Annotated in this window: 24 protein-coding genes; 15 read left to right on the top strand and 9 right to left on the bottom strand. The window is 34.6% G+C overall.

The features are described from left to right. Window positions 1-22 precede the first annotated feature (22 nt). The 6 genes from ACIQ2D_RS01965 to ACIQ2D_RS01940 all read left to right on the top strand — a co-directional run bounded on the left by ACIQ2D_RS01965 (window position 23) and on the right by ACIQ2D_RS01940 (window position 4,224). Window positions 23-247: a hypothetical protein gene (locus ACIQ2D_RS01965; RefSeq protein ID WP_402858570.1), complete on the top strand. Its 225-nt coding sequence runs from the start codon at window positions 23-25 to the stop codon at window positions 245-247. A gap of 285 nt (window positions 248-532) precedes the next feature. Next, entirely contained in the window at window positions 533-1,150 is a 618-nt protein-coding gene (locus tag ACIQ2D_RS01960; protein ID WP_402858567.1) for a hypothetical protein, read from the top strand. Window positions 1,151-1,198: 48 nt separating this feature from the next. After that, the gene (locus ACIQ2D_RS01955; protein ID WP_402858564.1) at window positions 1,199-1,681 is read left to right on the top strand and encodes a YjdJ family protein; all 483 of its coding nucleotides are present in this window, start codon (window positions 1,199-1,201) and stop codon (window positions 1,679-1,681) included. Window positions 1,682-1,993: 312 nt separating this feature from the next. Then, window positions 1,994-2,614, top strand: coding sequence for a group-specific protein (locus tag ACIQ2D_RS01950; protein ID WP_402858561.1), 621 nt, complete (start codon window positions 1,994-1,996; stop codon window positions 2,612-2,614). A 451-nt stretch (window positions 2,615-3,065) separates the two neighbouring features. Further along, window positions 3,066-3,215 carry a hypothetical protein gene (locus ACIQ2D_RS01945; RefSeq protein WP_402858558.1) on the top strand — a complete coding sequence of 50 codons (150 nt, stop codon included), beginning with the start codon at window positions 3,066-3,068 and terminating at the stop codon, window positions 3,213-3,215. Between the two features lie 256 nt (window positions 3,216-3,471). Then, a complete protein-coding gene (locus ACIQ2D_RS01940; protein ID WP_402858555.1) occupies window positions 3,472-4,224 on the top strand; it encodes an amidohydrolase family protein in 753 nt (250 codons plus the stop codon). Between the two features lie 233 nt (window positions 4,225-4,457). Here the strand turns inward: ACIQ2D_RS01940 and ACIQ2D_RS01935 are convergent, their stop codons facing one another. The 4 genes from ACIQ2D_RS01935 to ACIQ2D_RS01920 all read right to left on the bottom strand — a co-directional run bounded on the left by ACIQ2D_RS01935 (window position 4,458) and on the right by ACIQ2D_RS01920 (window position 7,198). Next, window positions 4,458-5,174, bottom strand: a complete 717-nt coding sequence (locus ACIQ2D_RS01935; RefSeq protein WP_402858552.1) for a CPBP family intramembrane glutamic endopeptidase — start codon at window positions 5,172-5,174, stop codon at window positions 4,458-4,460. Window positions 5,175-5,276: 102 nt separating this feature from the next. Beyond that, window positions 5,277-5,972, bottom strand: coding sequence for a hypothetical protein (locus ACIQ2D_RS01930; protein WP_402858549.1), 696 nt, complete (start codon window positions 5,970-5,972; stop codon window positions 5,277-5,279). Further along, window positions 5,969-6,835, bottom strand: a complete 867-nt coding sequence (locus tag ACIQ2D_RS01925; protein ID WP_402858546.1) for an ABC transporter ATP-binding protein — start codon at window positions 6,833-6,835, stop codon at window positions 5,969-5,971. The genes ACIQ2D_RS01930 and ACIQ2D_RS01925 overlap by 4 nt, the downstream gene beginning before the upstream one ends. A 3-nt stretch (window positions 6,836-6,838) precedes the next feature. Beyond that, window positions 6,839-7,198 (bottom strand): GntR family transcriptional regulator, encoded by a 360-nt coding sequence (locus tag ACIQ2D_RS01920; protein WP_402858543.1) that lies wholly within the window; start codon window positions 7,196-7,198, stop codon window positions 6,839-6,841. Window positions 7,199-7,474: 276 nt separating this feature from the next. Between ACIQ2D_RS01920 and ACIQ2D_RS01915 the strand changes: the two genes are divergently transcribed. Further along, on the top strand, window positions 7,475-8,464 hold the full coding sequence (locus tag ACIQ2D_RS01915) for an NADPH:quinone oxidoreductase family protein (protein WP_402858540.1): 990 nt from the start codon (window positions 7,475-7,477) through the stop codon (window positions 8,462-8,464). Window positions 8,465-9,789: 1,325 nt separating this feature from the next. Next, complete coding sequence (locus tag ACIQ2D_RS01910; protein ID WP_402858537.1) at window positions 9,790-10,212, top strand: DUF1878 family protein; 423 nt, start codon at window positions 9,790-9,792, stop codon at window positions 10,210-10,212. A gap of 323 nt (window positions 10,213-10,535) precedes the next feature. On the opposite strand, the gene ACIQ2D_RS01905 is transcribed toward ACIQ2D_RS01910, so the two are convergent. Continuing rightward, window positions 10,536-11,075, bottom strand: a complete 540-nt coding sequence (locus ACIQ2D_RS01905) for a PadR family transcriptional regulator (protein WP_402858534.1) — start codon at window positions 11,073-11,075, stop codon at window positions 10,536-10,538. Continuing rightward, window positions 11,072-11,914: a sialate O-acetylesterase gene (locus ACIQ2D_RS01900; RefSeq protein ID WP_402858531.1), complete on the bottom strand. Its 843-nt coding sequence runs from the start codon at window positions 11,912-11,914 to the stop codon at window positions 11,072-11,074. The genes ACIQ2D_RS01905 and ACIQ2D_RS01900 overlap by 4 nt, the downstream gene beginning before the upstream one ends. Before the next feature lie 571 nt (window positions 11,915-12,485). On the opposite strand from ACIQ2D_RS01900, the gene ACIQ2D_RS01895 reads away from it, so the two are divergent. The 6 genes from ACIQ2D_RS01895 to ACIQ2D_RS01870 all read left to right on the top strand — a co-directional run bounded on the left by ACIQ2D_RS01895 (window position 12,486) and on the right by ACIQ2D_RS01870 (window position 19,616). Beyond that, window positions 12,486-13,199 carry an MraY family glycosyltransferase gene (locus ACIQ2D_RS01895; RefSeq protein WP_402858528.1) on the top strand — a complete coding sequence of 238 codons (714 nt, stop codon included), beginning with the start codon at window positions 12,486-12,488 and terminating at the stop codon, window positions 13,197-13,199. A gap of 180 nt (window positions 13,200-13,379) precedes the next feature. Continuing rightward, the gene (locus ACIQ2D_RS01890) at window positions 13,380-14,189 is read left to right on the top strand and encodes a hypothetical protein (protein WP_402858525.1); all 810 of its coding nucleotides are present in this window, start codon (window positions 13,380-13,382) and stop codon (window positions 14,187-14,189) included. A gap of 559 nt (window positions 14,190-14,748) precedes the next feature. Next, window positions 14,749-15,126 (top strand): hypothetical protein, encoded by a 378-nt coding sequence (locus ACIQ2D_RS01885; RefSeq protein WP_402858522.1) that lies wholly within the window; start codon window positions 14,749-14,751, stop codon window positions 15,124-15,126. A 247-nt stretch (window positions 15,127-15,373) separates the two neighbouring features. Next, on the top strand, window positions 15,374-15,625 hold the full coding sequence (locus ACIQ2D_RS01880) for a phage holin (protein ID WP_402858519.1): 252 nt from the start codon (window positions 15,374-15,376) through the stop codon (window positions 15,623-15,625). 282 nt (window positions 15,626-15,907) lie between these two features. Further along, window positions 15,908-17,989 carry a DUF2339 domain-containing protein gene (locus ACIQ2D_RS01875; protein WP_402858517.1) on the top strand — a complete coding sequence of 694 codons (2,082 nt, stop codon included), beginning with the start codon at window positions 15,908-15,910 and terminating at the stop codon, window positions 17,987-17,989. Window positions 17,990-18,161: 172 nt separating this feature from the next. Continuing rightward, a complete protein-coding gene (locus ACIQ2D_RS01870; protein WP_402858514.1) occupies window positions 18,162-19,616 on the top strand; it encodes a carbon starvation CstA family protein in 1,455 nt (484 codons plus the stop codon). A gap of 763 nt (window positions 19,617-20,379) precedes the next feature. On the opposite strand, the gene ACIQ2D_RS01865 is transcribed toward ACIQ2D_RS01870, so the two are convergent. From ACIQ2D_RS01865 to ACIQ2D_RS01855, 3 genes are read right to left on the bottom strand one after another with little or no spacing between them, the layout of a single operon-like run. Beyond that, window positions 20,380-22,422, bottom strand: coding sequence for a hypothetical protein (locus ACIQ2D_RS01865; protein ID WP_402858511.1), 2,043 nt, complete (start codon window positions 22,420-22,422; stop codon window positions 20,380-20,382). Continuing rightward, window positions 22,419-22,907, bottom strand: a complete 489-nt coding sequence (locus ACIQ2D_RS01860) for a PilW family protein (RefSeq protein ID WP_402858508.1) — start codon at window positions 22,905-22,907, stop codon at window positions 22,419-22,421. Before ACIQ2D_RS01860 ends, ACIQ2D_RS01865 begins: the two co-directional genes overlap by 4 nt. After that, a complete protein-coding gene (locus ACIQ2D_RS01855; RefSeq protein ID WP_402858505.1) occupies window positions 22,907-23,419 on the bottom strand; it encodes a prepilin-type N-terminal cleavage/methylation domain-containing protein in 513 nt (170 codons plus the stop codon). The genes ACIQ2D_RS01860 and ACIQ2D_RS01855 overlap by 1 nt, the downstream gene beginning before the upstream one ends. A gap of 830 nt (window positions 23,420-24,249) precedes the next feature. Between ACIQ2D_RS01855 and ACIQ2D_RS01850 the strand changes: the two genes are divergently transcribed. Further along, complete coding sequence (locus ACIQ2D_RS01850; RefSeq protein ID WP_402858502.1) at window positions 24,250-25,605, top strand: VanW family protein; 1,356 nt, start codon at window positions 24,250-24,252, stop codon at window positions 25,603-25,605. The last annotated feature ends 13 nt before the right edge of the window (window positions 25,606-25,618 follow it).

Raw genomic sequence — 25,618 nt, 5'->3', positions numbered from 1 at the left:
TGAAAGGATAGGAGGAGTAATTATGGAAAATTTAAGTTTATTTGGCGCGGCAAACTGGATGGGCATTCTTTCAACAATTTGTATCGTACTTTGCCTTTATTGTATATTAACTTTCTTTCAACATTTGAAAAACAATGATGAGCGATTAATTAAACAAGCTAAGTTAGCTGCTGTATTTTGTCTAGCAGTTGCGCTACTAGTGCCAGCTTTTTATAACTTATACATATACAGTGAAATGATGAGATAAATTTTACGTTGCTCAATGAGAAGTGTAGTGATTGGATAGAAAAGGCTGTAGCAATCTCAATTGTTATTACTTTTGATAATGACCTGAGAAGTGAATTATTTATTGGAGGATTTAGTAAGTTTTAATAGAGATAGCACTATACAACAGTTTGAAAAGCTTATTAATATATCAAAACAATTGTTTAGTGGAAAATATTGTTTATTTCATTGTGGTATCTAAGGTCTTCCACTGTTGTAATAAGATAATTTTATATTTATAGATGAAAACTGAAGGTGGTAATAAACGTTGAGAAAAGTACTTTGGTGCATGCTGCTTGTGACGGTATTAGTGGCTTGCAATCAAGAAGACGTAGAGGAAACTCGTGAGAATACAATTAGAAATGCTCAAATGGATGCGCGTGAAGAAAATTTGTTGAGAGCTGCCGCAGGCGAGACATTGTTTATCTATGATGTTTCAGTGGACGAACGAGGTGGAGAGCTGGAAGTATGGCTTGAAAAATATGAATATGGGCAACTGTCGGACGAAAAGATTGGTGGTATGAGGACTGGAATTTTCGATGCTGGGCAAATCCTTTTCACTGTTCGGGAAATTCTAGATACACCCAATGCACTTGTTAGAATGGTCATTGTCAGTGAATCAGGTTCTGATTCAACGGAAAGTCTTATTGAACTGCCAACTATCAGCAGATACGGAAAGAGCTCGCTTCTTGAAGATGTTACGCCGTTAACGGACAATATGGCAATCGGACAAATAATTTATTCTGAAGAAGAGTCACTTATCATTAAATCGAGCTGGGGGGAGATTGGCAACGATCCAACTGCAATAGCGACCGAATTAAAGGATAAGCCTGTTGTGTATTTGGTACGCTGCTCGTTTAAAGAAGGGTCGGCTAAAGTGGAGTGAAATTAATGGTATCTTGTTTTTCAAAGTGATTTATTAGGAGGACGGAAATTGTTTAAATATGTGTTACAACTAATCGTTGGATTCCTAGGTTTATTGGGATCAATGGCTGTTGCTTGGTATGAGGGAAGTGGCATTATTGATAACTCTTTGGAATGGAAGTACTCAACACCATTTTCGAAAATATTTAATATCGAGATAACGAATGGACGTGATATTAGTCAGCTTGATTACTTTGTCTACGCAGCTAAATATCAACCACTATTTCCAACGATCATGGTAATTAGTGGTCTTTATATTGTTATTGTAATGGCTTTTTTCATTCACAAACATAATCGTCAGTTTGCAATTTACTTATCTGGTATTACAAGTTGTTTACTCATGGTTACTAGCAGTTTATTAATTAATGCTTCAACAGTTGGTGGTAGGATTTTCTTTGTGATTACAGCAGGTAGTGCATTATTCTTTATCTGTATTGCAGTAAGTGCCTGGTTTAGAAGTAATAAACTGCAATTGGTGAATCAACAAACCTGAATAAAGATAGTTCATATGAATGATGTATTGGTAATGTTAAGTGCTGTTGCTGATTCAGAAAGAAGGACAACTATATTGTTTCGTGTTCAGTTGTTCTCAAACAGACAGATTTAACATTTGATGATGAATCAATAAATAATGTTGTTACGAGTACTATTTCTACATAAGACGACATCAAAGCAATGATCAGTAGCGAGGATATTATCATTACTAATGGTAATAATGATGTGCTTCACTAATATATAAGATTAATAACTATTATTGGTGGAAGAAAGATGTAAGCTAATTCGAAATGAAGTAGGTGTAGATAAAATGATGCGTGGTGAGGATTTAAATAAGAATCACTTAACTATACGAAGTAGTGCCCCATACTCTTTAAACTATTTAGTGTTTATACAAAATATTTTTGAAAACAGCCAAAATGTAGACAATCAACGACCGTTATTTCCATATGTGGACAGCTCGCAATGGGGGCTATTACAGGGTGTAGAATTTAAAATAACATTTAAAGAACTATGGAATGAAGCAGTAAATAAAAATATGAAAAATAGTTTATATGATCATAATGGCATTTTTGAACTTGAACCCGAGTTCTATCAACGACTGTTTGAAGACGATGACAATGGACGTTTTGGCTATTCCGAAAGTGTAAAATTATTTTTATCTTGGTGGGGTGGCATCTATGGACAGATGGCTGTTGAGAGAGTATGTGTGGATCATATTCAAAATATCTATTGGAAGCTTTCTGAATCCATTAAGCCGATAGATGATATGACACTCAACCGTCAATTGATTCTAAATATCGTTTATGAAAAGCCATTGTACGGTGGCACGATGTTTGGTTCGAGGTATGCGGTGCTACATACTGAGGAAGTTTTTATTAACTGGCGTGAAATAGCAACAAGGTTGTTGGATTGTTGTGAGGACCAATAACCGGATGTTGGTTATAAAGGGAATAAAAGTATTTATATATGTGGTGTAGTTCCGATATTTAATAAAGAGCCATAGTTTTTAAATACTTAAAATAGAAGGTGAAAACATGAAAATTAATTCTATTAGTCCATTTTAATCAGTTACTTACTCCCCTCAACTAGATACTACCAAAGATTTTGCTACAGCACTTTTATCATCGATTAGTCAATCGACAGATAATGCACAACAAGTAAATAACCAACCGAAAAATACTACTAATATTTATGAAAAACTTTCGAATAAGTATGATGTACGCAATGCTACTTTTGAAGATATCGTCGAAATATCAAAAGCACTGCACGCAACGGGGGAAATTTCTACAAAGGAAGTTATTACCTTAACGTTTGATTATGAGAGGGCGACGAGATACATAAAACAAAATGCGCCAAGTCCAATTGTAGAAAATTTTAGTATGTTTGAGACGGATGCAAATGATCAAGGTCAACGTGATTGGATTGCTGAGTTTGTGGCAAGAACAAAGAAAGATATTAATTATGGGGACATGATAGGTCATCAAAATAAACAAAAGATAGTTGATATTTTGAAGAAATTAGAACAGTAAGCCGTGTATATTAAACGATTGTTTCATTAAATAGCCAAAACGGAAATACTTGATGCTACTAGTATATAGAGCCAAGTATTTTTTTGTTTAGATAGCATTGTGTATCCAATAAATATTCTTTGCAGCGAGGGGAAATTGCTTGAAAATAATCAATAGTAATTAGTTTGATAAAATATTTTTGATCATATGTTAGTTACTATTATTATGGTTTATTTTATTACTTGAAACGATTAAGCTGTATGTAAGGGGTGATTTTATGAAGATTTTTGATGCGCATTTTCATATTATTGATTTTGATTTTCCGATACAGGAGAATCAGGGGTACATACCGCCGAGTTATGTGGTGGCGGATTATTTACGTGAAACAGCTAATTTCAATGTAGCGGGTGGAGCAATTGTTTCGGGTTCTTTTCAAGGCTTTGACCAAGGGTACTTAGTGCAGGCACTTGCACAAATGGGCCCGTCGTTTTATGGCGTAACGCAATTGCCTTACACTGTTACAGATGAAGAAATCTTGGCCCTGCATGACAAGGGTGTAAGGGCCTTACGTTTTAATATCAAGCGTGGTGGTTCAGAGGATATATCGAAGCTCGATTATTTTGCAAGACGTGTGTTTGATTTGGTTGGTTGGCATAGTGAGCTGTATATCGACGCGCAGGAATTGCCGGAAATTGCGCCTATTCTTCAGTGTTTACCGGCGATTTCAATTGATCATTTAGGATTATCGGAAGCGGGTTTACCGCATTTAGTTAAGCTCGTGGAGCGGGGGGTTCGTGTGAAAGCGACTGGCTTTGGACGTGTTGAGCTCAATGTCGAACAGGCCTTGAAGGAAATTTACAAAGCAAATCCCGATGCCTTACTATTTGGTACAGATTTACCGTCTACCCGTGCAAAGCGACCTTTCCAGGCTACTGACATCGCACTCATTCAAGAAGTATTCGATGCAAAAGTAGCTGAGAAAATACTATTTTCAAACGCTCACAATTGGTATACAAAAGCAAATAGCTAGGTAGGGGCATGTTTAAAAGATGAGAGAAGTACTTCTTTAATAGCCCATTAATTTTAGTTTGGCATTTTGTTACTTAATGTTTGTTGAACCTTATTGTCACTTCAATCTTTGCAATAGGAAAAATTCTTCAATGACTTTGTATAAGCTTATAATGTTTAGCTAAGTAAATCTTACAAATAAAAATAACAATGCCAAGTGCCTGATTGAACGGTCTTGGCATTATTTGATATTTACTATGTTAGCCTTAGAAGCTTCACTTTTTTCTTCACTCGTCTCCACAAGAAAATCGTGTATACAAATAATACGAAAATAATGATAGTTGCTGACATCATAGAACTTTCTTCATTGCCCATAAAGTTGAAAAAGTTATTGAAGCCGTGGAATAGAATTGTCATAATAATGGATTGACCATCTATTATTAGCAACGAAAGAACAAGACCTACAAGCAGCGCATATGCAATTTGTAAAACCGTGTCCTCAACCGATTGACCACCAAAAAGCTGTAAGGAATGTGTCACGCCGAAAAGTATACTAGTAATCCAAATGGCTGTAAATGTCCCTTTCGCTAACAGCATCCGAAGCATGATCCCCCTAAAAACTGTTTCCTCAATAAATGCTACGATGAACATCTGCATCAAAAACATGAATAGTAAATCCGTGAATGATTCAATATTCAAGCCTTTTGTGCTAAATAAAATGATACATAAAACAAGAAGAAGTGGTGAGATTATTAAAATACTACTATTATTGATATTTCTAAAGAAGTAATGGTCCCACTTCTTTTTGATAGCAATATATATAAAGAGTCCTATTGCTAGTGGTATTAGCATGGCAAACTGAAAGAATGGGCTAGAAGGCTGCACAATTGATACATAGGCTCCATTTAATACATAGAAAAACATCAGAAGTAATTCCAAACCAATGATTTTAAGGATGACCTTTTTGTTCATTCAGATGATTCCCTTCGTGACAAATTTTCTTATAACCATACATCTTATGGTTAGGATTCATGTCTTAGATGTTTTTATATATATTTTGTAAAGGGAAAATCACTATGCAGGAATTGCAGATGCGTTTCGTAATGCACCTGTAATCAATGTGTAGAGCAAAAGAATCATAAGTAGAAAACTGCTTAGTATAGCGATAAACGAAGCTTTTGACAGCATTTCAAATAGTGGCGTATACCATTGAAATGTAATCATGACGATTGGAATCAAAGCAAGAGCACCAATAAAGCTGTAGCCACCAATTGTCCCGAAGCGATAAAAGACTACATTTAGTAACAGCCCAGAGATTAGGCAGAACAGCAGTAATACAAAGTCAAAAGCAACTATTAGCAAAAATGGTTGGGTAGTATCGAAAAGTAAAATGGGGTGAATGATGATAATATCTTTTACATCTAACAGTTTGGAAAAGAATGTGATGATTTCATGCGTACAAGCAATAATGACAGCACCGGCAATGCTCCAAGTAAGAAAGAATAGTCCAATATGCAACACATACTGGATGCGGCTTAAGCCTAGCTTTAAAAAGTAAGGCATTGTTCTATTTAAAATCTTAGAAGCCATTGTGCTGTAAAAGATATAAACAGGAATGGAGATAGTTATAGCAAAAGAAATATACTTACCGAAAAATGAATCTAAGAAAAATGATAGAAAGACAATTGAAAACAAAATGATCCAGAATATAATATTTTGTTTTTTATAGCTTTGAAAAAAGACATATAAGCTACCTTTTAATAAATTCATCTACTTGACCCCGCCTTCTGTTGTTTGCTTAAATACACCAACATGTCTTGCAACGACACACTTCCAAGCGTAATATTTTCGGACGCAATTGTTTTGCCATTCGCATAAACTATTGCTGTCATTTCATTCATAAAGGACTGTTTGTAAATCATCTCAAGGCCATTAATTGCCTGTTCCACGTCATGTGGTAGACCCTTTACCGCAACGACATGTTGACGCCATTTATCACTATCCTTTTGTAGCAGCAATTTGCCTTCATGTAGAATTAGAATTTCTTCGAATAGCTCACTCGCTTCATCAATTAAATGCGTTGATAATATGAATAATCTTGGATTTTCAGTCTGTTGTTCAATCAATAAATTATAAAATGTATTTCTCCCAGCTACATCTAGCCCGATATAGGGTTCATCAAAAATCGTGATGGCGGTATTACTTGCGAAGCCTGTAATAATACCAAGTGCAGATACCATACCCTTTGATAGGCTTTTCACTTTATCTTTTGGATTGACGGCAAATACTTGAAGCAACTCCCTGGCAAGGTCATCATCCCATTTCGGATAGAAGAAGCTATTTGCCTTTAGGCTTTGGGAGATGGTCATTTCGTCTTGAAAGTTTCCACTTTCTGCAACAAAACAAATATTACTTAAAACGTGGGAAGCATTGAAGACATTTTCACCGTTGACGCAAATTTCTCCACCAGTTGTTGAAGTAAGCCCAGCTAACAGATTTAAAAAAGTTGTTTTGCCAGCACCATTATGACCTAAAAAACCAATGATTTTCGGACCTTCAATTTTGAAGGTTACATTTTCTAATGCCTGCTTATGTTTAAACGATTTACTAACATTTCTCGCCTCGATGATCATACGTTAACCCCTTTGTAACATATTTTGTAATTCTTCATCTGAAATGCCTAATCTAGTTGCTTCTTTTTTCAATGGTTCAATATGTTGCGTAAAAAAGTTATCCTTACGTTCCTCAATTAAAATCGTCCGCGCTTCGCTACTAACAAACATACCGACGCCACGTTTTTTATAAATAACCCCTTTATCCACTAATTCGTTCACGCCCTTTCCAGCAGTAGCTGGATTGATTTGATATTCCTTCGCAAATTCATTTGTTGATGGAATGCGATCTTCAGGCTGTAACATACCATCGAGAATAGCATCTTCAATGCGTTCGCGAATTTGTAGGAAAATAGGTTTTTCGTTATTTAATGATTGCTTCACAATCCACCTCCAGGTCAGTTGGTTAATTACTTGTGTAACCAACCATATAACAGAAAGAATATTCTGTCAATTTATTTTCGAAAAAGAAACAATTGTAGAGAACTAATAAAGTTGGAATCTATGGATAAGTTTCCAACTTATTTTCAAGTAATTATCAAAAGGTGTTTTAAATAAAATGAATTTCATAATTATAAATCCTTACGAGATATAAAGTTGTTTAACAAATATTATTAAAGTACAATTTGTAATATGTATAACTGAAAGCGAGTGATTAAAATGATAGATAGCTTCAAAGCATTGGTAGTAAATAAGAATGATAATTTTACTGTGAAAGTTAGTGAACTTACGCTGAAAGATCTACCAGAAGGCGATGTTTTAGTGAAAGTAACTTATTCATCGATTAATTATAAAGATAGTCTCGCTACTATTCCAAATGGTAACATCGTCAATAGCTATCCATTTGTACCAGGGATTGATTTAGCAGGAGTTGTCGTATCGTCAAGTGATGCTCGCTTTAAAGAAGGAGACGAAGTTATTGCGACTAGCTATGAAATTGGTGTTTCCCATTTCGGTGGCTATAGTGAGTATGCTCGTATTCCTGCACAATGGATTGTTCCCCTTCCAAAAGGTCTTACATTAAAAGAAGCAATGATTATCGGAACAGCTGGTTTTACTGCCGCATTGTCCGTTCAACGACTAGAAGAAAACGGTGTTTCTCCAGAAAAGGGCAAGGTGCTTGTCACAGGTGCAACTGGTGGCGTTGGTAGTTTTGCTGTCTCTATTCTCTCAACTCTCGGTTATCAAGTTGAAGCAAGTACGGGGAAAGAATCTGAACAAGCGTATTTGAAAAACCTTGGGGCTACTTCAATTGTTTCACGTGATGAGGTATTTGATGGGAAAATTAAAGCATTAGGAAAGCAAAAATGGGCGGCTGCAGTTGACTCAGTAGGCGGTGAACCACTAGCATCTCTACTAAGTCAAATTCAATATGGCGGTTCAGTTGCTATCAGTGGATTAACAGCGGGGACAAAACTTCCAACAACAGTCTTCCCATTTATTTTAAGAGGGGTAAATTTACTTGGAATTGATTCTGTTTATTGTCCAATGGATATTCGATTGAAAGTATGGGAACGTTTAGCGACAGACTTTAAACCAGCAGACCTAAATGAATTCATTCAGCAAGAAGTAACACTTGAGCAACTTCCAGAAGTTTTACCTATGTTACTAAAAGGTCAAGCAAGAGGAAGAACACTTGTGAAATTATAATGAAAAAGTGACGAGTTAAAAAAATACTCGTCACTTTTTTTATGTTAGCTAATTATAATTCTACCTCTAAGCCCTTAATACCAAGGACAAATTGTAAACAAAAAGCTTCTTATTCCACTAACGGAGGCGGTTGTTCATTAAGAGCTGTCGCTTCTTGTGCTAACGGACCAGATTAGTTCAATAAGCAAATGGGACTTTTGTTTACATGTGAAAATTCGTTTCATCTGTATTCAAGCAAAAGAAGCAGAACTTTATAGTGAACGGTAACGTCTATCTAGGTTAAACGGGGGGGAGAAATTATGGGCTTTTGGTATTTCTTAATATTATTTGTAGGTTTATTTTGGTAGTTAAGGGACTTATTAGGGACAGAAAGATTAGTTTGGTATTTGTTGGACTATTATGTATTTCGTTCTCAATATTTATGTTTTATCCAGGAAGTGTTGAAATCATTTCGAAATTATTCAATTTGAATTAAGGTGTAGAATAGATTTTAAACTGATCATTTATAGGTGTTTTCACTAACGGGTCAAGAGTTTAAGAACCAGCTGCCAAAGTCGAAGGCAGCTTTTCTTATTATGTAACGGGGCAGTTTATTCTAATAATATATTGGTTTTTTTGTGGTAATATGATAACGAGATGTTATCCAATAAGAGCAGTATAAAAGGAGAGGGAAAAAATTAAAGAGACCTTTAATCTTAAATTAAATGTTTATTTACTACTTTTAATTATACCGTTATCCGTTCTTGGCAATTATTTTGCAGTAAACAATGAATCATTGTTTTTCGTATACGAATGGCTGCTTGCTGCATTAGTTATAATTTTAATATTATTATCGATTAAAAATATAGTATTAATTAAAAATAATCTGAAGTGGGTCGCTATCTCTAACTTAGCTTTTTTAATTCAATTTTCGGTACTAGGATTATTTTTGGGACCACTAACATATTATCAAATGTTTTATCTTTATTATGTTTTCACAATAGTATCTTTTGTTATCTTTATAATAACAATAAGAAAAAATGAAGCTTTAAGAATTATCCCGATAATCTTTACTATAATAACAGCAATATTCACGTTATATATTGTGTTATTAAACGGTTTGTGGGGAACTGATTTAAGTTAATAAACCTATACCGTATAAATAATTTAAACAGTTTGAATTAAGAAGTAGGGAAATCACATTTTCTTATTTCACAAACGCGGACTTTGGTTGAAGAATATTGAGCTGCTTAGACGGCTCTTTTTTCTAATTGTGCTGACGGAGCAGGTTAATTCAATAAGGAGAAATATCCAATTTATGCTAATGTAATAAGTGAGGTGAAGAAATGAATATTGAGAAAGAAATCGGAAAATTAAAATATCAAATCAAACTACTTAAATCTATGGTTAATGACGATGATTTTCCCTTTTTTATGTATGCTTTAGACTTTGAATTCGAGGAAAATCAAGTCAAAGCTTTATTAAAGATAATATCAGCTTTTGATTACCGTCTAAACAATAACTACCATAATTATCACGGAATAAACAAAGATGACGAAGCATTAAAAACGTTGTTAAAAACCTATCATATTGACACCTACGAGATATACAAAACTGAATTACCAACTATCGCAGAGTTCAAATATTACTTGAACTGTATCTTTGCTGATAAAGAAATAAATGCAAAACACATTATCTCGAGTTTAAAAGGACAATCAATATATAAGGATCTATGTGATTATCTATTGAACCAATTAGAAGGACTTTAGTGGAATAGGGAGAATTAAAATAATCAATCTTTTTTATAAAAAACAGTTATTAAAAATAAAAGAAAGCTGTCATTTTGATCAACCTTTATTCAAAATGACAGCTTTTTATATACAGTTAAATCAAGGATTTAAAGTGATTTATAATCAAAATTTATTCTAAACGGGGTAGCATCAGAAAAATTCGGATTTACAACTTTAAGCTCTTAATGTTACCAAAGGACGCTTTGGTAACTTTGTTTAAGGGTTTCTATAAAAACACAGTTCCATAAAAAAAATCCCGTATCTGATTTACTTAATAATACGGGATTTTCGTTTTTATTTTTTTACACAGTAGTATCTTCTATTTCTGCCTTTAATTCTTTAAACCATTTTAAGTTCACTAAATGGTGAGAACGAGAATTTTCGTTCATGCGACGGAAATAATCTAATTTACCAGATAATTTATTTGTGAGTGCTAAATATTCATCAAGAAGTGCAATTCGTGCTTCAGTTTGGTCAATCTGAGATTGAATTAATTCTAATAGTTTGTTTTTATCGAATTCATTTGCAAAGAGTAATGCCCCATAAAATTGTAAGTTTACATACTCCGATTTAGTGCCATATTTGTACATTAATTTTTCGAATTCTTCCATTCCTGAGTCGGTGATTTTAAAAGAATTCACTTCTCGACCATTGCTAGGGCGTGTTTCATTTGTTTGTTCAATCAAACCTTTTTCTTCAAGTTGTTGCAAATTGTAATAAAAAGATCCCTTAGTAAAGTTAATGATATATTTATAATGTCGTTTTTCCATTAAACTTAATAGTTCATATCCATGAGCGCCAGGGTTTTGAATCAATAAACCAAGGATAAGTAAAGGAATCAAGGCTGCATCACCTTTGCCATTTGTGCTTCAAATTCAGCGTATGTGATTTTACCAAGAGCCAAATTCATACTGTGAATATAGATTAGTTCAGTTTTCGAATAGTTATTGTTTATTTTTAGTGATTGATCTTCATCCGCAAGAGGCTCTAATATATGACCCTTTTTCGAAAATGCTTCAAAGTAGCGATATCCGAATTTACGTTGAGAAACGGCATTTAAATGAATACCATCTGGATTGGCTGTTAACCCTTCCGCTGTTACAAAATAACAATTTTGCTGTTCATCAGCGAATTTTCGTAATTGTTCATTGATTTCTTGAAACTCGGTTGAATACTTTCCGAAGCCTGTTTTCCCTAAAAAGTCTCCAAGTCCACCAATGATTAATGGAACATCTTCCAGGTTTAATTCTTTTCTTAAAGTTTCAATGATAACAGATAATTTCTCATAATACGTTTCATGGAGAGCATTATTACTATCACTTTCCCCTTGATGCCAAAGGATGCCACAGATTTCGCTAGATTCAAGTGCAAAACGAGCTTGAGATATTGCATGTTGAAAAAGAGTACCTTGTGGATGCCAATCGTTTAAAGAACTACCACCTTCTGCACAAGGAATCAAACCAATTTCATCATCTGGATTGGCTTTCGACCATGCCTCAGCAAATGATGCTGCTAAACTAACTCCAGCAACAGGGCGGTCATAATTAATCGGCTCTGTCATCATTTGCCACTGACCATTACGAAGCATTTTTATTTTTTCATTATAAATTGGGTCTACTTCATGCAAGAAGCCACGACCTGCCATATTTGATTGCCCTAACATTAAAAAAGATTTTACCATATAAATTTCATTCCTTTACTCAATAGTCTAATTAGACTTATTTATTTTAGAGTCTAATTAGACTATTGTCAACTCGCTCACGTGATTGTAGAAGATGGACTTATAAAGTATCCAAACTAATTGTAAATAACGTTCCCAAATGAAAGTTTGGAAACAGACTTAAAGGCCACGAATGTTGTGGAAAATCAACGTTTCGTGGTTTTACTTATGAACATTATTTATGCGTTGTTTTATGCACTTTTGGCAAAAGTCAGTCATTGCAAAGGTTTTGAAGCATTTGAAGTAATGTTGCACCATCGTCTTTGATGAATAAAATCGTGTATAAAAAATGAAGTCTTATCGTTGTAAATCCGCATAAATCTGACTAGAGCCATTATTGTACTAACAGAGGCATTACTTGAAGTTCGTAGAGCTGCTTAAAGAGCTCTTGTTTCTTATTGAGCTAACGCAGTAGGTTAGTTTAATAAGCATTGCTATGGTATTTGTGTTATTTTTTTACACATACTATATAATTAAAATGAGAATATTTAACTTTGAGTATTTCTAAAGAATTATATAGGGAGGGGAAAATTTGTTATATTTAGCTTTATTTATTGGTATAGTTTCAATTGTAATTATGGATAAGCTTACTCAAACTTTTAAATTATCAATCATTTGGGGAATGCTTGGTCAAATCTGTGCGTCACTTGTAATAATATTGGTCGGCAAACTCGAGGTTAGTCATATTTATCTAGGTAATCACTTTGAATTAGGATATTTGACGATTCCATTTACTTTATTACTTCTTGTAGGTTTTACAAATGTAATGAATATAGAAAAAGTGCAAAATCCTTCAATATTGCTGTTGCCATTCGTTTCTTTAGTTTGTTTCTCAATAGCAGCTTTCTTTATAGGCCATTCATTTGTTTTAATAACGGGGATTTGTTCTAGTTTAACGATTATGTTTATTCTGCTATACGACTATTTTACTGGTAAAGTATTTGTAGGAAGAACGCTTACTACGTCAATAGGTTTCATAATAGCCGTGCTTTCAATATCTCTCATTGAAACATCTATTGTAACAATTTATATTCCGTTATTTACTTTAGCACTACCATTCACTTTATATTATTTAATTCAAGATAAAATTACGAATGTACAATCAATTACAGTTAGCTTTTTAACAGCTATTTTATTTGGTGTATTAATGTACATAGTTCCTTTTAATATAATATGGTATCTAGTTGTTGGGTTAACGAGTATTTTGGTTATCACGCAATTTTCACGTAAATACCGCTTTATCTAGAAATAAAAGTTCTTATTCAAATCCCATGAAAGAACGTGAAAATTTTTCATTTTCTGTGGTGTAGTGTTGGTTTTGCGCTACAGGGGTGGCTAACGGGGCAGTATAGTGCAATAAGGTATGGTTTTCGTTAAAGTTTAAATGGTAAGTAATATTATGGGAAATATACAAGGGGCTAACATAATGCACACTAATTTTGGAAAATGCAATATACCACCTACACTACAAAAGTTAATTGACTTACAAAATGTTCTTGTTGACCCTGAACAAATGTATCTTGGTCTTAATTTTTATCTTTCTCTTGAGGACTTTAGATATTTTAACACACCTAGTGATGTGATCGTATTTGGAAATATTGGTGTAGACGGTATTCATTATGGGTTCCTTACTGATTATGGTTCTGTAACTGATCTTGAGTTAGCACCAATTGTTTGCGTTTGTCCTATGGATTTTGACCGACCAACTCGTATAGTTGCAAAGAATCTACGAGAATTTTTAAGCGTAAATATGACTGACAGTGAATTGTTCTATAACCAGTTCGATAGTGAAGAAAATTATTTAGCAGTTAGAGAACGCTGGGGTGAAGAGGCTGCATATCAACCATCTGCAAACGACAAATTAGTACGGGAGAGAGTCATAAAGTTTCTCCAGATACCTATTATTGATAAACCGTATGTGTATGTTCAAAGGGTCGAACTGGATAGGCAAAGAAATGTAAGTATCCAAACACAGGATGGACTGGGCGTTACTACTCCACTTCTTCAAGGTGAAAAGCATATACTATTCCCGATTCAAAAGCACACAGATCCTGATTTGGAGCTGTTGCAGGAATACCTTTATTCCACACCTGTTGCCTCACGACTTGCATTATTTAGGGACATTCAGTTTAATTATGTCTTGCAAGATCACCAAGAATTGAATGAAATAGTAATTGAGGCAATGATTAATATGGAACTTATCGATGAAGCCAAACGATTATCTGAAGATGTTTAAAACAGCCGTCTTGCAATTGACGGTTTTTTTGTATCAATTTATTTTTTTAACTGAAAGAGCAACATTCCTGTAATAAATGAAATGTGAAAAAGAACAAGTTTATGAAGACGTGTACTTAAACAAACGGGGTACTTTAAAGAAGGATTGTTGAGCTGTTCAGTCGGCTCTTTTTTCTTATTCAACTAAGCAGCTCGGAGCTTGCCCAAGTAAAACGGGCATCCTGTAGCGGAAATCAACTTCCCACTCTAATAGATATGTAAAAAAATGCTTAATTAACTCACCTACTGTAGCATATATCTATTTATATGAAGATGTGGACTAAAATAAATCTCCTATATTCTATTGGAATATAAAATTTCACAAAAACTAAGGAAATTATTTGTGGAATTTAACCTAATTTTAACCTTCGTCTAGTAGAGTAAATTACTACAACTATAATTGTGAGAGATTATGAAAGAAGCAAATGATGATTAAAAAAAGAGCAGTTATTAAGCAATTGTAAGCTACATTTTCCGTCGATAACTTTTGGATAAAGTATGTAAAAAAGGAGAAATCATTGATGCTTATAAAAGACTTGTATAATTCACATGCCCCTGCCTTTTTTCAACAGTTAGAAGTTTCTTACCATAGCTTTAATTTAAACCGTTGTGATGAGAAAACATTTTATATTTCCGTTGAGCTCTGCTATAAAGCTAAAAAAGTATTATGTGATTTGATTTATATTATCGATCATCCCGATAAGTACGGAGCTATTTCCATCAATAAACATTATCTTCCGGCCAAACATTTTATCGAACAACATTTCCATCATTCTTTAATGTACTCTGATGAAATACAACTTGCATATAACTTCGCTAAAACTAATTCCTATCACCAGAACATCCAGCAATTCGCGAAAAAATACCCGAAATACATGAGAAATAACTTGATAGTATAGTAGAACTTACAGTGATTAAGTTTAACTTACAATATTTTTGTGAGAAGTGTGAGATGTAATACTGAAGATTTATTTTTATTAAAATATCGAGTTATACAGGCAGTCTCAATTCGTGAGGTTGCTTTTTTTGTTGCTCTTATTCTAGAAGAGAAATGCCGTTCCAATTACTTTTAACAGTTCCATCTTTGCATAAGCTCACCTCTCACCACCGCATATAATGTCATGAGGAGGGAGGAGGTGAGTTTGTATGAGAATTAACTGGAAAGTGCGTTTTATGCATAAGCCGTTTTTATTGGCGATATTTTCTTTAGTGTTTTTACTTGCACAACAAGTGGGAGCTGTTTTTGGCTATGATTTAACAAATATGATGGGTGAGCAACTAACATCCATTTTAAATACAGTTTTATCAATTCTCGTATTAATGGGTGTCGTTGTCGATCCCACAACAAGCGGTATGAGCGATAGTGAACGTGCACGGATGTACAGAAGACCGAGATAAATTTTATGGTTCATCATTAAAGTGGAGGCTGAATCGAAGGTCATAGAATATTTCAGCACCCACAGCGACAATTCAGCGTTCGGCGGAGAAATTCAGCACCCGGCAAAAAATTTAATTGTAAGTGTGTTGAGTAGATTGTGATTCCCGTCACCCTAAAATTATATGATAATATAGTTGGTAAGAAAATAAAGGTAAAAATAACAAATAATAAAAGTGTGATTTAATATTTTAAGTAACCATGGTACTTTGAGAGAAGAAGTAAAAAGTAAGGAGGATGGTCGAATGTCAGCGGAAATGGAGCAACGAATCGCGAAGTTAGAGCAAGAAGTTGTGGATTTGCGACAGGAAGTCAATGCATTGAAGCAACACCGGCAAAAAGAGCAAAGTCCTAAAAATATTATGAGTAAGCCTATCATCTTAGATCCATCGATAGCACAAAAACCAAAGGCAAAACCAAAGCCTGAGCCAGACATTGAAAAAGTAATGAAACCAACGCGCTCATTAGAGGAACGTATTATGTGGGCATTGCCGAAAGTGTTTATGGTTATTTTGGTACTTGGCGTATTATGGGGACTCAAATTAGTGAGCGATTACGGCTATTTATCCAACGAGGTAAAAATCATCCTCGCTTACGTATTGTCTGTGGCTTTAGCGGTTACAGCATACGTGTTAGAGAACAAGAAGCTCGGCTCAGAGGCCATTACGATTTCACTCTATGGTGGCGCATTTATCATCGGGATTTTAACGACAGCTGCAGGTGCAATTATGTATGAGGTCTTGGGATTGTATGTGGCACTTATGATTGCACTATTTTATATCGGATATGGCATAGCTATAAGCTTTTTCAAGAAAAACGAGGTTCTCACAACATTTGTTGCCTTTACATCACTGCTGTTACCGTACTTACTCGAATATATGGAATTTAGTCCAGTTATTATTTTAGGCTTTATCGTGGTGTTATTTGGCGCACTGCAATTTGTCATCATTCAACACCAGCAAAAGATTGCGCTATACGTAGCAACCTTTTTCTCAGTGTTCGCTATTAGCATTTTGTCGCTAATAAATGGTGATAATAAAACTGTTTTTGCTTTAACATTGCTAGGTGTATTAGCCATGTTTTTCATGAGCTGGTGTCGTATGGATATCGTAGAGCTAGTATGGAAGAGGGTACATGCTGGTCTGCTATTTAGTGTAAGTGGCATTAGTTTATTACTGATGAATTTACTTGTAAGTAGTCTTGCCTACAGTGAAGTGCTACTGCTAATTATGTTTGGTTTGTTTATAGGGATGACATTTTATGGACATCAACATAAGCTTCAAGAAGCGTTTGATGTTGCAGGAACGCTTGCGATTTTGACTTTACTTAATGTACTTCTTGTAATGAATTTACCGGACGATGTTGATCGATTGCTACTACCGTTTAGTGCGTTCGTCGGTGTGATGATTGCATTGCGACTAAGGGCAAGTGTGATGAAGGTTATTAATTCATTTATTTTTATGATTACAGTTCTTTTAAGCTACTTCATACATGAGCCAGTGCCGTTTTTTAGTATTGGACATATTAGTTTAGTGTTACCACTTGTGTACCTGATTGTGATTTATGTGTATGCGAAGCGTCCGAAAGAGACACTGAATTTATTCGAGAAATTAATGAAGGATATTTATGCAGTTGATTTTTTAGCCGTAATCACGTGTTCCTACTTCTTGGCTTATATCGGAAAAATTGATGCAGCCTATTTTGCGGGTGTTACTGATCTTCCACACTGGATGTGTATTGTGCTCGCTGTTCTTTTTGCTGGATCACTTATCGTGCCAGACAAGTATATAGGGCGAGTAGTAACGCCGATCCTAGGGGCGTTTTTCATGCTAATTACAATGTCGCTTACTTTGATTCCCTACAATATGCAAGGCATAGAATGGCTTAATATTGTAACAAGGCTCGTGTATATGGCTGTAATTGTGGCTATTATCGTGGATATTTATATGAATGGGCGCATTGCTCAAAAGTATCATAAGTTAATGGAGAAATTTACAGACCATTCTATAAGCACTGGAGTTGTGCTTGTGATGGTTAGCGTATGGGGTCTCCTTTATCAGCTAGCTTATAATCAGCTACTTGATTGGACGATTCGTATTGCATTGACGACAATTACGCTCTTTATGTTCGCAAGCATTTCGCTATGGCTTAGCTCAGTGAGAAGCTTGAGAATTCTAAGATTAACTGGCTTTACGATTTTAGCTTTCGCCATAGTGAAACTAGTATTCTTTGATTTATCAGCACTAGATTTACTGATTCGTGCATTACTATTTATGACAATTGGTGGGCTAGGCTTATTCTTATCGAATCGCTTATTAAAAAATTAATTTGTGGAGAGGTTCCAAAAGTCAAGTTGGAATCTCTTTTTTCATTTACTAAAAAACGACATTTTTCTACAAAAAAACAGTTATTTCGTTGTGTTTTTATTATTGTTACGGCTTGTTTGGAGTGTTATCATTATTAATATAGTGAAAATTCTGTGAACAAAGGGGTGTTTGAATGATAACGTTTTTAGTTTGTATTGTGTTATTGATTGTAGGTTATTTCACTTATGGAAAGTATGTAGAAAAGGTATTTGGAGAGAAAGAGGAACGACCAACACCAGCGTATGTGAATGCTGATGGGGTTGACTATGTACCAATGTCAACGCCGAAAAATTCACTTATTCAGCTACTAAACATTGCAGGGGTTGGACCAGTATTTGGACCGATTGCAGGGGCACTTTATGGGCCAGTAGCATTTATCTGGATTGTTGTAGGTTGTATCTTTGCTGGTGCAGTCCATGACTATTTAACAGGGATGATTTCGATCCGTAACCGTGGTGCTCATTTACCCGAGCTAGCTTCGAAGTTTTTAGGTAAATACATGCGCCATATTGTAAATGTTTTCGCGCTATTATTATTGATACTCGTAGGGACAGTATTTGTATCATCACCAGCAATGCTTTTATACAATTTAATGGATGCGAAATTTAGTATTGCCATTATCACATTTGTAATTTTTGCTTATTATATTTTAGCGACATTATTACCGGTAGATAAAATTATCGGTCGTTTTTATCCGTTCTTTGGTGCACTATTAGTGATTTCAGCGGTAGGTGTAGGTATTGGCCTTGTTGTAACAGGTTCACCAATTCCTGAATTATCTCTGAAAAATATGCACCCAGCTGCTTTACCGATTTTCCCACTGATTTTCTTTACGATTACATGTGGTGCATTATCAGGCTTCCATGCAACGCAATCACCAATCATTTCGCGTACGACGAAGAATGAAAAAGAAGGTCGTAAAATCTTCTACGGGATGATGATTACAGAAGGTATTATTGCTATGATTTGGGCAGCTGCAGCTATGAGTCTATTTGGTGGTTACGGTGGTCTAAATGAAATGATCGCTGCAGGCGGACCAGCGGCAGTTGTAAGTGAAGCTTCTATTCTAATGCTTGGATCAATTGGTGGTACGTTAGCAATTTTAGGCGTTATTATTTTACCGATAACATCAGGTGATACGGCGTTTCGTGCAGCACGTATGATTATTGCTGATTACTTCAAATTTGCACAAGTGAAGATGCTAAGCCGAATCTGGATTGCGATACCATTATTCGTTATTTCTTACGGCTTAACGAAGATTGATTTTAATATTTTATGGCGCTATTTCTCATGGGCAAACCAGGTAACAGCGGTTATAGCGTTATGGGTAGGGGCTATGTATCTATTCCTATCTTTCAAGAATCACTGGATTGCAACGGTACCAGCAATTTTCATGACAAGCATGGTATTTGTCTACATTCTATTTGAGCCAACAATGGGCTTCGGCTTGCCGTTAAGAGCTTCCTATGTAGGTGGTGCGGTAGGGGCGATGGTGATTACGGCATTATTCTTTACTCATGCTAACAAGCAACGAGGTACTGGGTTTGTGTTGGATGAGGATGTTTCGACTTATAAGATTAATGCTTAATCAGTCAGATAAGATGTCCACTTAAAAACAATAAAACGCCTACAATTTTGTTCATCCGAATTGTAGGCGTTTTTTGATGTTGTTAACATGGTTGATTTCTAAAGTGAGCCTAATTGCGAAGAAGAATAATATAGATTAATTCCGAAAGGAGAATTGTGCCAAAAGCCCCTCGTTCAACTTAACTATATGAAGTAAATAGTTCTGCATCAAAATATTTACTTGCTAGCACATTCTACTACAGGCTGACGCTTTTCCAAACAAAAACTTATTAACATAATTCTTTAATAAAGGGGCTGCTATTTAAGTGGTTTTCCCGATGATTTGGAACCTGGGAACACTTAAAGTAAGTCAGTTAATGATGTAGCAAATGAGGTATATGAATTTTTTATAGAAACAACAGAATAGTATTATTCATATGCAAATAATGCAATAATTCTAGGATTTGTAAAGTCAAATGAATATAAATAAATAGATGAGGTAGAAGTTCTATACGTCACGGTATCCGACCAAACGAAAAATTTCAAAGCGTTAGAAAATCAAGAATAGGAGACCAGATACACCCCCAATTTCTTTTGCTGATTAGACGACTATAGAAATGCAAAGGAATGACGATCGAGTGGATTTAAGAAGTTACCGTGAAGATAGATTTATTGGTAGATAGTTATTTATCTATCTATACAGTGATTAGAAATAAACCGCCTCTTATAGGATTTATTAACACTAAAAGGCGGTTATTTATATAGTAGTCAGGAAAGGTGGAGAGTTAAATTTCCTTTTGTGGTTGAGGGTCTAGGAAACCACCTTCTGATGAATAGCTTGGCTTTTTTGATGGTGCGAATAAATCTAAATTCAGTTTAGATTTATCATATTTATGAGTTGTATTCGAACCAACAGCGTCAACCTTATTTCCAATTATTGTTCCGTATATGCTAGAACTACCGGAGAATTTAAGAGTTGAATTAGGAACTAATATTACAATATGTTCTTTCTCGTCACCAAACTTTGTATTTCCAGATATATTAATTGTTTGATTGCCTCCAACTATTAAATTTCCAGAAACATGCCCATCTCCACTTATATTCACATTGCTATTATTTGTATATAAGCTACTTTCTAATTTCTTCTTAATTTCTACAGGAGTAGGGCCTTCGTAATAAATAGTTGTATCAAAAGGGCTTCTTTCATTACTTGAAAGGAAGTTAACAAAGGATAAACTATTTCGAACAAGAATATTTAATTTACCCGTCCCCTTAATTTGAATATGGCCATTACCAGCTGTTAATCTATCAACTACAAGTGTTTGATCTTGTTCTCCTACATCAATTGTTAGCGTAGCATTACTGTTAATGGAAATATTTTTAATATATCCATCATTCATGAGCGAAAGTGTATTATTTGAACCTATAGAGATATCGGACATCATTGTTAAAAGAGAATCATCAACAATGCTTAAAAATTTTGGTGCTGTTGGAATTTGAGCATTTACAAATGATTGAACGCCGCATTCACCGTTATTACCAGGTGTTTCATGTATATTTTTTAGTTTATTTAATGGTTCCAAGTAGTCGTTTAAATTTACGTTTTCATTGATTAAAAATTGATTAAATTCCGCTTCGTTTTTTGCTCGAATATTTGTTTTAGTATCCCCTTTACTATAAATAATATCCCCCATTGAATACCTTTTACTTCCTAAACCACTATTCCAATCTAATAATGATTTAATACTTTGTTTACCAAAAATGGATCCTTTAACATTGTTACTAACGTTAGTAGTAATGTTTCTGTTTGAGTAGATAAAATTGGGATTAATACTTTTTTCAATTAAAATATCATTCATAGCAAAAATATTGCCCGGAGAGGAAACACTACCATTTGTTGTTTTAAAGTAAATACCACCATTCGAAATAATATCTCTTTTATAAGATCCTCCACCATTAATGTAAATATCGGACAATGCAACTAGATTACCATTAACTTTAGGATCATTTGTAAATGTCATTGATCCCTTAGAGTAAATATTGTTATAGGTTGTTCCATTTGTAGATTTGAAATTTCCAAATGTAATAATGTCTCCTTTAACAGTAGCGGTATTAGTAATAGTAAGGGCACCTTTGGCATAAATATTCTTTTCAAAAGTACCTGTATTATTTATTGTTAAATCATTTAGTGAAACTACGTCAGAATCTGTATTATATGTGTTTGTTGTCGTAAATGAGTTGGCTAGAACACCGAAACAGAAATTATAGTCAGTTGGTGTTTCGTCACCTGGTTCTGTTAGAATATCAGGTAATTTAATTGAAAAAGTTTGCGATATTGTTCTTGTAATACCATCAATGTCTGCTGTCGATTCTAAAGTATAGGAATTGGATTCTGGACCTTCTAGTAGTTTTACTTGTGAAGAGGGCTCATGTCCGTTCTGATGTTCGTAACTTTTCACTTCTGCATATTCATATTCTTTTTTACTAGTTATAGGATTAAAATCGAGTTTGCTGTTTAAACGAGTGACTGCAGCAGTAAGGTAATCCTCGTTAATTTTTTCAAGATCCAGTACTTTGTCTTTATAACTATCTAAGATGGCTTGGAAAATACCTTCTAATTCAGAGTTGATGTCTGCTCGTTTGATATTTAGGTCAGCTTCTGCAATATAAAAAACAGCTTGGTCTGTTCGTTCATGTTTGGTTATTTGTAACGTGTTACCTGTCAACGTTATTAAAGCAATACTAATAATGGAAATGAATACAATGAGTAAAAGTGCAATGATAAAAACAGAGCCGCGTTCGTTCGCGTATACAGTATTTTTCCTCAATATGGACTCCCCTTTCTTAAATATAATTCAGTAGAGTATGTTCGTCCTTGTAAATTTGTTATTTGTATAGAAATTAAGTTAGAGTTTGGCGAACTAGCATTATTTTGAGTGTCAGCTAACTCTTCTAATGTGATGTTACTAACTAGAAAATCGTTAATACCTGTAGATAAAATCTGACCATTTCGTTCAATTATTTTCTGTTCTTTATTAAAGACAAAACGGATTTCTGGTTCAGTAGCAGGTTCTATCTTCAACTCAGTGTCAGAAGGTAGAGTTACATTTCCAGGATGTTTACGTATATCTTTTGTAATGACCTTGAGGGCATAAGCTGCATCCTTAATTTCTGTATTGGCTGTGGTTTGTTTTTGATGGGTATTGGAACTTTGGCTAATTATAGAATAAAGAAGTAGTAAGACAATGCTTGCGATAACTGTAACGGCTAATGTTTCGATAAGTGTTAAACCTGACTCTTTATTTAAATGCATTACCTTGCCCTCCATTCAAAGATGTTTTCCATTTGCGCTTTTGGAGTTGTTCGTTCGGTATCGTCTTTGTCATATACAAAAATCACAAAACGCGTTAAATTTTTACTGTGATCATAGAAGTTAAATTTGAGCTCATAATAAAATTTGTTATTCGGGTCTAAAGTTGTATCTCCTTCTTTAAAAAATATATGAGGGTTATTTACACTTTTTTTATAATTTTTTTTAGCCGAAATAGCTATGATAGCATCTTCGACAATTTGAATTTTGGTAGTATTATCGGCCTTTTTCGGAACCACGATATTTTGAGAAAGGCTATAGAGTTTCTCCATTTCTTGTTGTGCATAGTATGTTGCGTCGAGAATTTTACTGGATGTTTTTGTCGTTTTTGCTGTGCTTATAAAGAGTGAAAAAAAGCTTATAAGAATGATTGAAATAATGACAATTGCTGCGACAACTTCGACTAACGATAGTCCTGATTCGTTAAGTCGGTGTTTTAAAGTAGGTATTTCCATTTAGAACCTCCCTCTTTCTATGCAGGAATAAGTTACGAGAAATTTGTTGTTTTATAAGGAAATCAGTGGATCTGTATATTAGGAACAATATAAAACAAATTTACAAGAATCCAGAAAAATAGTTTTAGGATGCGACTTATCGGTAAATAAGCACAGAGAATGGATGTATGTAGCTTTTTTATTGAAATAGCGCTTATTTATTATTTATGTCGTATATCGATTTGGTGTATTTTCATTTTGAATAAATGAAAAGAAGCGTTTCCCGCAACAAACAGTAAATATACATAGGGTCTGAATATTCGATATTACTAAAAATAGGGTTAGTAAAGTAGTGAACCCTTTAAGAAAAAAATTAAATTTCCTTCCGTCTTTATGTCCCCCTGAATCTCCACTCTATCATGAATATATCTTCTTCCATCATTCATAGAAACGGCATATCTCAATTGGTTGGGAATTGTATCTGTTCGGATTTGAGATTTATCATGAAAAACACCTCCGTTTACAGAAAATAATACATTTATAATGGGTATATATGTACCATGATACGGCAAATTCACATATTTGTCGTTTATTTTTGGGAAAAAATGTGTTTAACTTGTAATATAAGAGGAATTTTTTTGTTAATTATATGAATCTTTTAATCTATATATATATGTTTGTGTTGTGTGTAATGACTTATAAATTTCGTTCTTTTTCTATCTGAAATTCATGTATTAGGTAAAATGTGGTGGTAGAACCATGCTTTTATATAGTATCCTATGTATGTGAGATTATTAAATTAAAAATAGTAGATTTTATATAAAAGTGTTAAGTGGGAAGGGGATGTGAGCATGGGAAGACGCTTAAAAATAATGACGTTACTAACAATAATCGCCATACTAACTGCGATGTGGATACCGAATATTGTGTTGAATTCTACTACGTTTGCGAAGGAAGTGTCGAAAGCTTCTACCATTGGTGGTGTGGAGGTAGCCGATTTGAAAGTAGAAGAGATCGAAGCAGCGGTACAAGCGGCAGTGACGGAGTGGTTGGCTACCCCTGTGATGGTTACTGGTGATGGTATGACATCGACAATTGACCCAAGTCAATTTGTTTTTGATGTAGCATCTTCAGTCGCGGAATACGAACGTATGACAGATAAGTCTTGGTATGCGTTTTGGGAAGGCGATCAAACTGTACATATTCCATTGAAAGTATTGCTGAATGAAGAAGTTCAAGCACAGCTGCAGGCAGTCGGCGATTGGGATGTAGAGAATACGTTAAATTCAGTTGTGGGACAAGCTTCTTATTTGAAAGAACATGAAGTGGAAGCGACTGTTGTAGATACGACTTTACTTGAAGCGGAAAGATTAGCATTAGCAATTGAAGAAATTCCTGTAAATACATTAGGCATTGTAGAGGTAGGAACCATTTTAAATGATTTCGTTATTGCGCCCGGCGAAAATATTTCTCTATTAACGATATTAGGTGAGAATACTGAACTTGCCAATCAAGATGGCTTAGATTTCGTTGCATCTATGCTTTATAACGCGGTGCTACAAACAGATTATGAGATTTTAGAGCGTCACGCGCAAAATGAAAAGCCATCTTACCTTCAACAAGGCACAGAGGCATCTATCAATCAGACGTTAGAAAAAGACCTGCAGTTTGTCAATCTTTCAGAACAGCCAGGTAAGATTAAAGTCACGACAGAAGGTAAATCTCTTAAAGTAGAAATCTTTTCACAGACAAAAGAAAAGGACATAAAGATACGAGTAGATAAAGATCGTATTGTGGATCCACGAATTATTTATCGTTACTCAGATGAGTTAGCAGTGGGACAAGAAAAGACGGTACAAGAGGGGAAAGAGGGCATTCGTGTCGAAGTGTATCGTTCGATTGTCGAAAATGGTGTTTCTTCCGAAGTGTTAGTAAGCCGTGATTATTACGCACCTGTCAATCGCATCGTCGTACGCTCTACAAAACAGCATGTTACGGCAACTGGCGGTAGTGAAACAAATCCACCTTCAACTAACTCAAAAGACCCTGATTTACAGCTAGATTTAGATGGCAATGGTTTAGCGGATACACCAAGTGAACCAGGCGAAACTTCTACAAATAATGCGAATAAAGAACAGTCAAATAATCCGGATATTGTTTATGGTTACTACGATAAGGGTGGGAATTTTGTACAGACAAGCCCTTAATGGAAGGAGTGTA

The sequence above is a fragment of the Lysinibacillus sp. NPDC097287 genome, from assembly GCF_044761695.1.
Classification (GTDB): Bacteria; Bacillota; Bacilli; order Bacillales_A; family Planococcaceae; genus Lysinibacillus.
This window is presented reverse-complemented; position numbering and strand designations above follow the sequence as displayed.

Coding starts and splice junctions, on each gene's coding strand:
- ACIQ2D_RS01965 (WP_402858570.1), top strand. CDS start 23: ATGGAAAATTTAAGTTTATTTGGCGCGGCAAACTGGATGGGCATTCTT.
- ACIQ2D_RS01950 (WP_402858561.1), top strand. CDS start 1,994: ATGATGCGTGGTGAGGATTTAAATAAGAATCACTTAACTATACGAAGT.
- ACIQ2D_RS01945 (WP_402858558.1), top strand. CDS start 3,066: ATGTTTGAGACGGATGCAAATGATCAAGGTCAACGTGATTGGATTGCT.
- ACIQ2D_RS01940 (WP_402858555.1), top strand. CDS start 3,472: ATGAAGATTTTTGATGCGCATTTTCATATTATTGATTTTGATTTTCCG.
- ACIQ2D_RS01935 (WP_402858552.1), bottom strand. CDS start 5,174: ATGAACAAAAAGGTCATCCTTAAAATCATTGGTTTGGAATTACTTCTG.
- ACIQ2D_RS01930 (WP_402858549.1), bottom strand. CDS start 5,972: ATGAATTTATTAAAAGGTAGCTTATATGTCTTTTTTCAAAGCTATAAA.
- ACIQ2D_RS01925 (WP_402858546.1), bottom strand. CDS start 6,835: ATGATCATCGAGGCGAGAAATGTTAGTAAATCGTTTAAACATAAGCAG.
- ACIQ2D_RS01915 (WP_402858540.1), top strand. CDS start 7,475: ATGATAGATAGCTTCAAAGCATTGGTAGTAAATAAGAATGATAATTTT.
- ACIQ2D_RS01910 (WP_402858537.1), top strand. CDS start 9,790: ATGAATATTGAGAAAGAAATCGGAAAATTAAAATATCAAATCAAACTA.
- ACIQ2D_RS01900 (WP_402858531.1), bottom strand. CDS start 11,914: ATGGTAAAATCTTTTTTAATGTTAGGGCAATCAAATATGGCAGGTCGT.
- ACIQ2D_RS01890 (WP_402858525.1), top strand. CDS start 13,380: ATGCACACTAATTTTGGAAAATGCAATATACCACCTACACTACAAAAG.
- ACIQ2D_RS01885 (WP_402858522.1), top strand. CDS start 14,749: ATGCTTATAAAAGACTTGTATAATTCACATGCCCCTGCCTTTTTTCAA.
- ACIQ2D_RS01880 (WP_402858519.1), top strand. CDS start 15,374: ATGAGAATTAACTGGAAAGTGCGTTTTATGCATAAGCCGTTTTTATTG.
- ACIQ2D_RS01875 (WP_402858517.1), top strand. CDS start 15,908: ATGTCAGCGGAAATGGAGCAACGAATCGCGAAGTTAGAGCAAGAAGTT.
- ACIQ2D_RS01870 (WP_402858514.1), top strand. CDS start 18,162: ATGATAACGTTTTTAGTTTGTATTGTGTTATTGATTGTAGGTTATTTC.
- ACIQ2D_RS01860 (WP_402858508.1), bottom strand. CDS start 22,907: ATGCATTTAAATAAAGAGTCAGGTTTAACACTTATCGAAACATTAGCC.
- ACIQ2D_RS01855 (WP_402858505.1), bottom strand. CDS start 23,419: ATGGAAATACCTACTTTAAAACACCGACTTAACGAATCAGGACTATCG.
- ACIQ2D_RS01850 (WP_402858502.1), top strand. CDS start 24,250: ATGGGAAGACGCTTAAAAATAATGACGTTACTAACAATAATCGCCATA.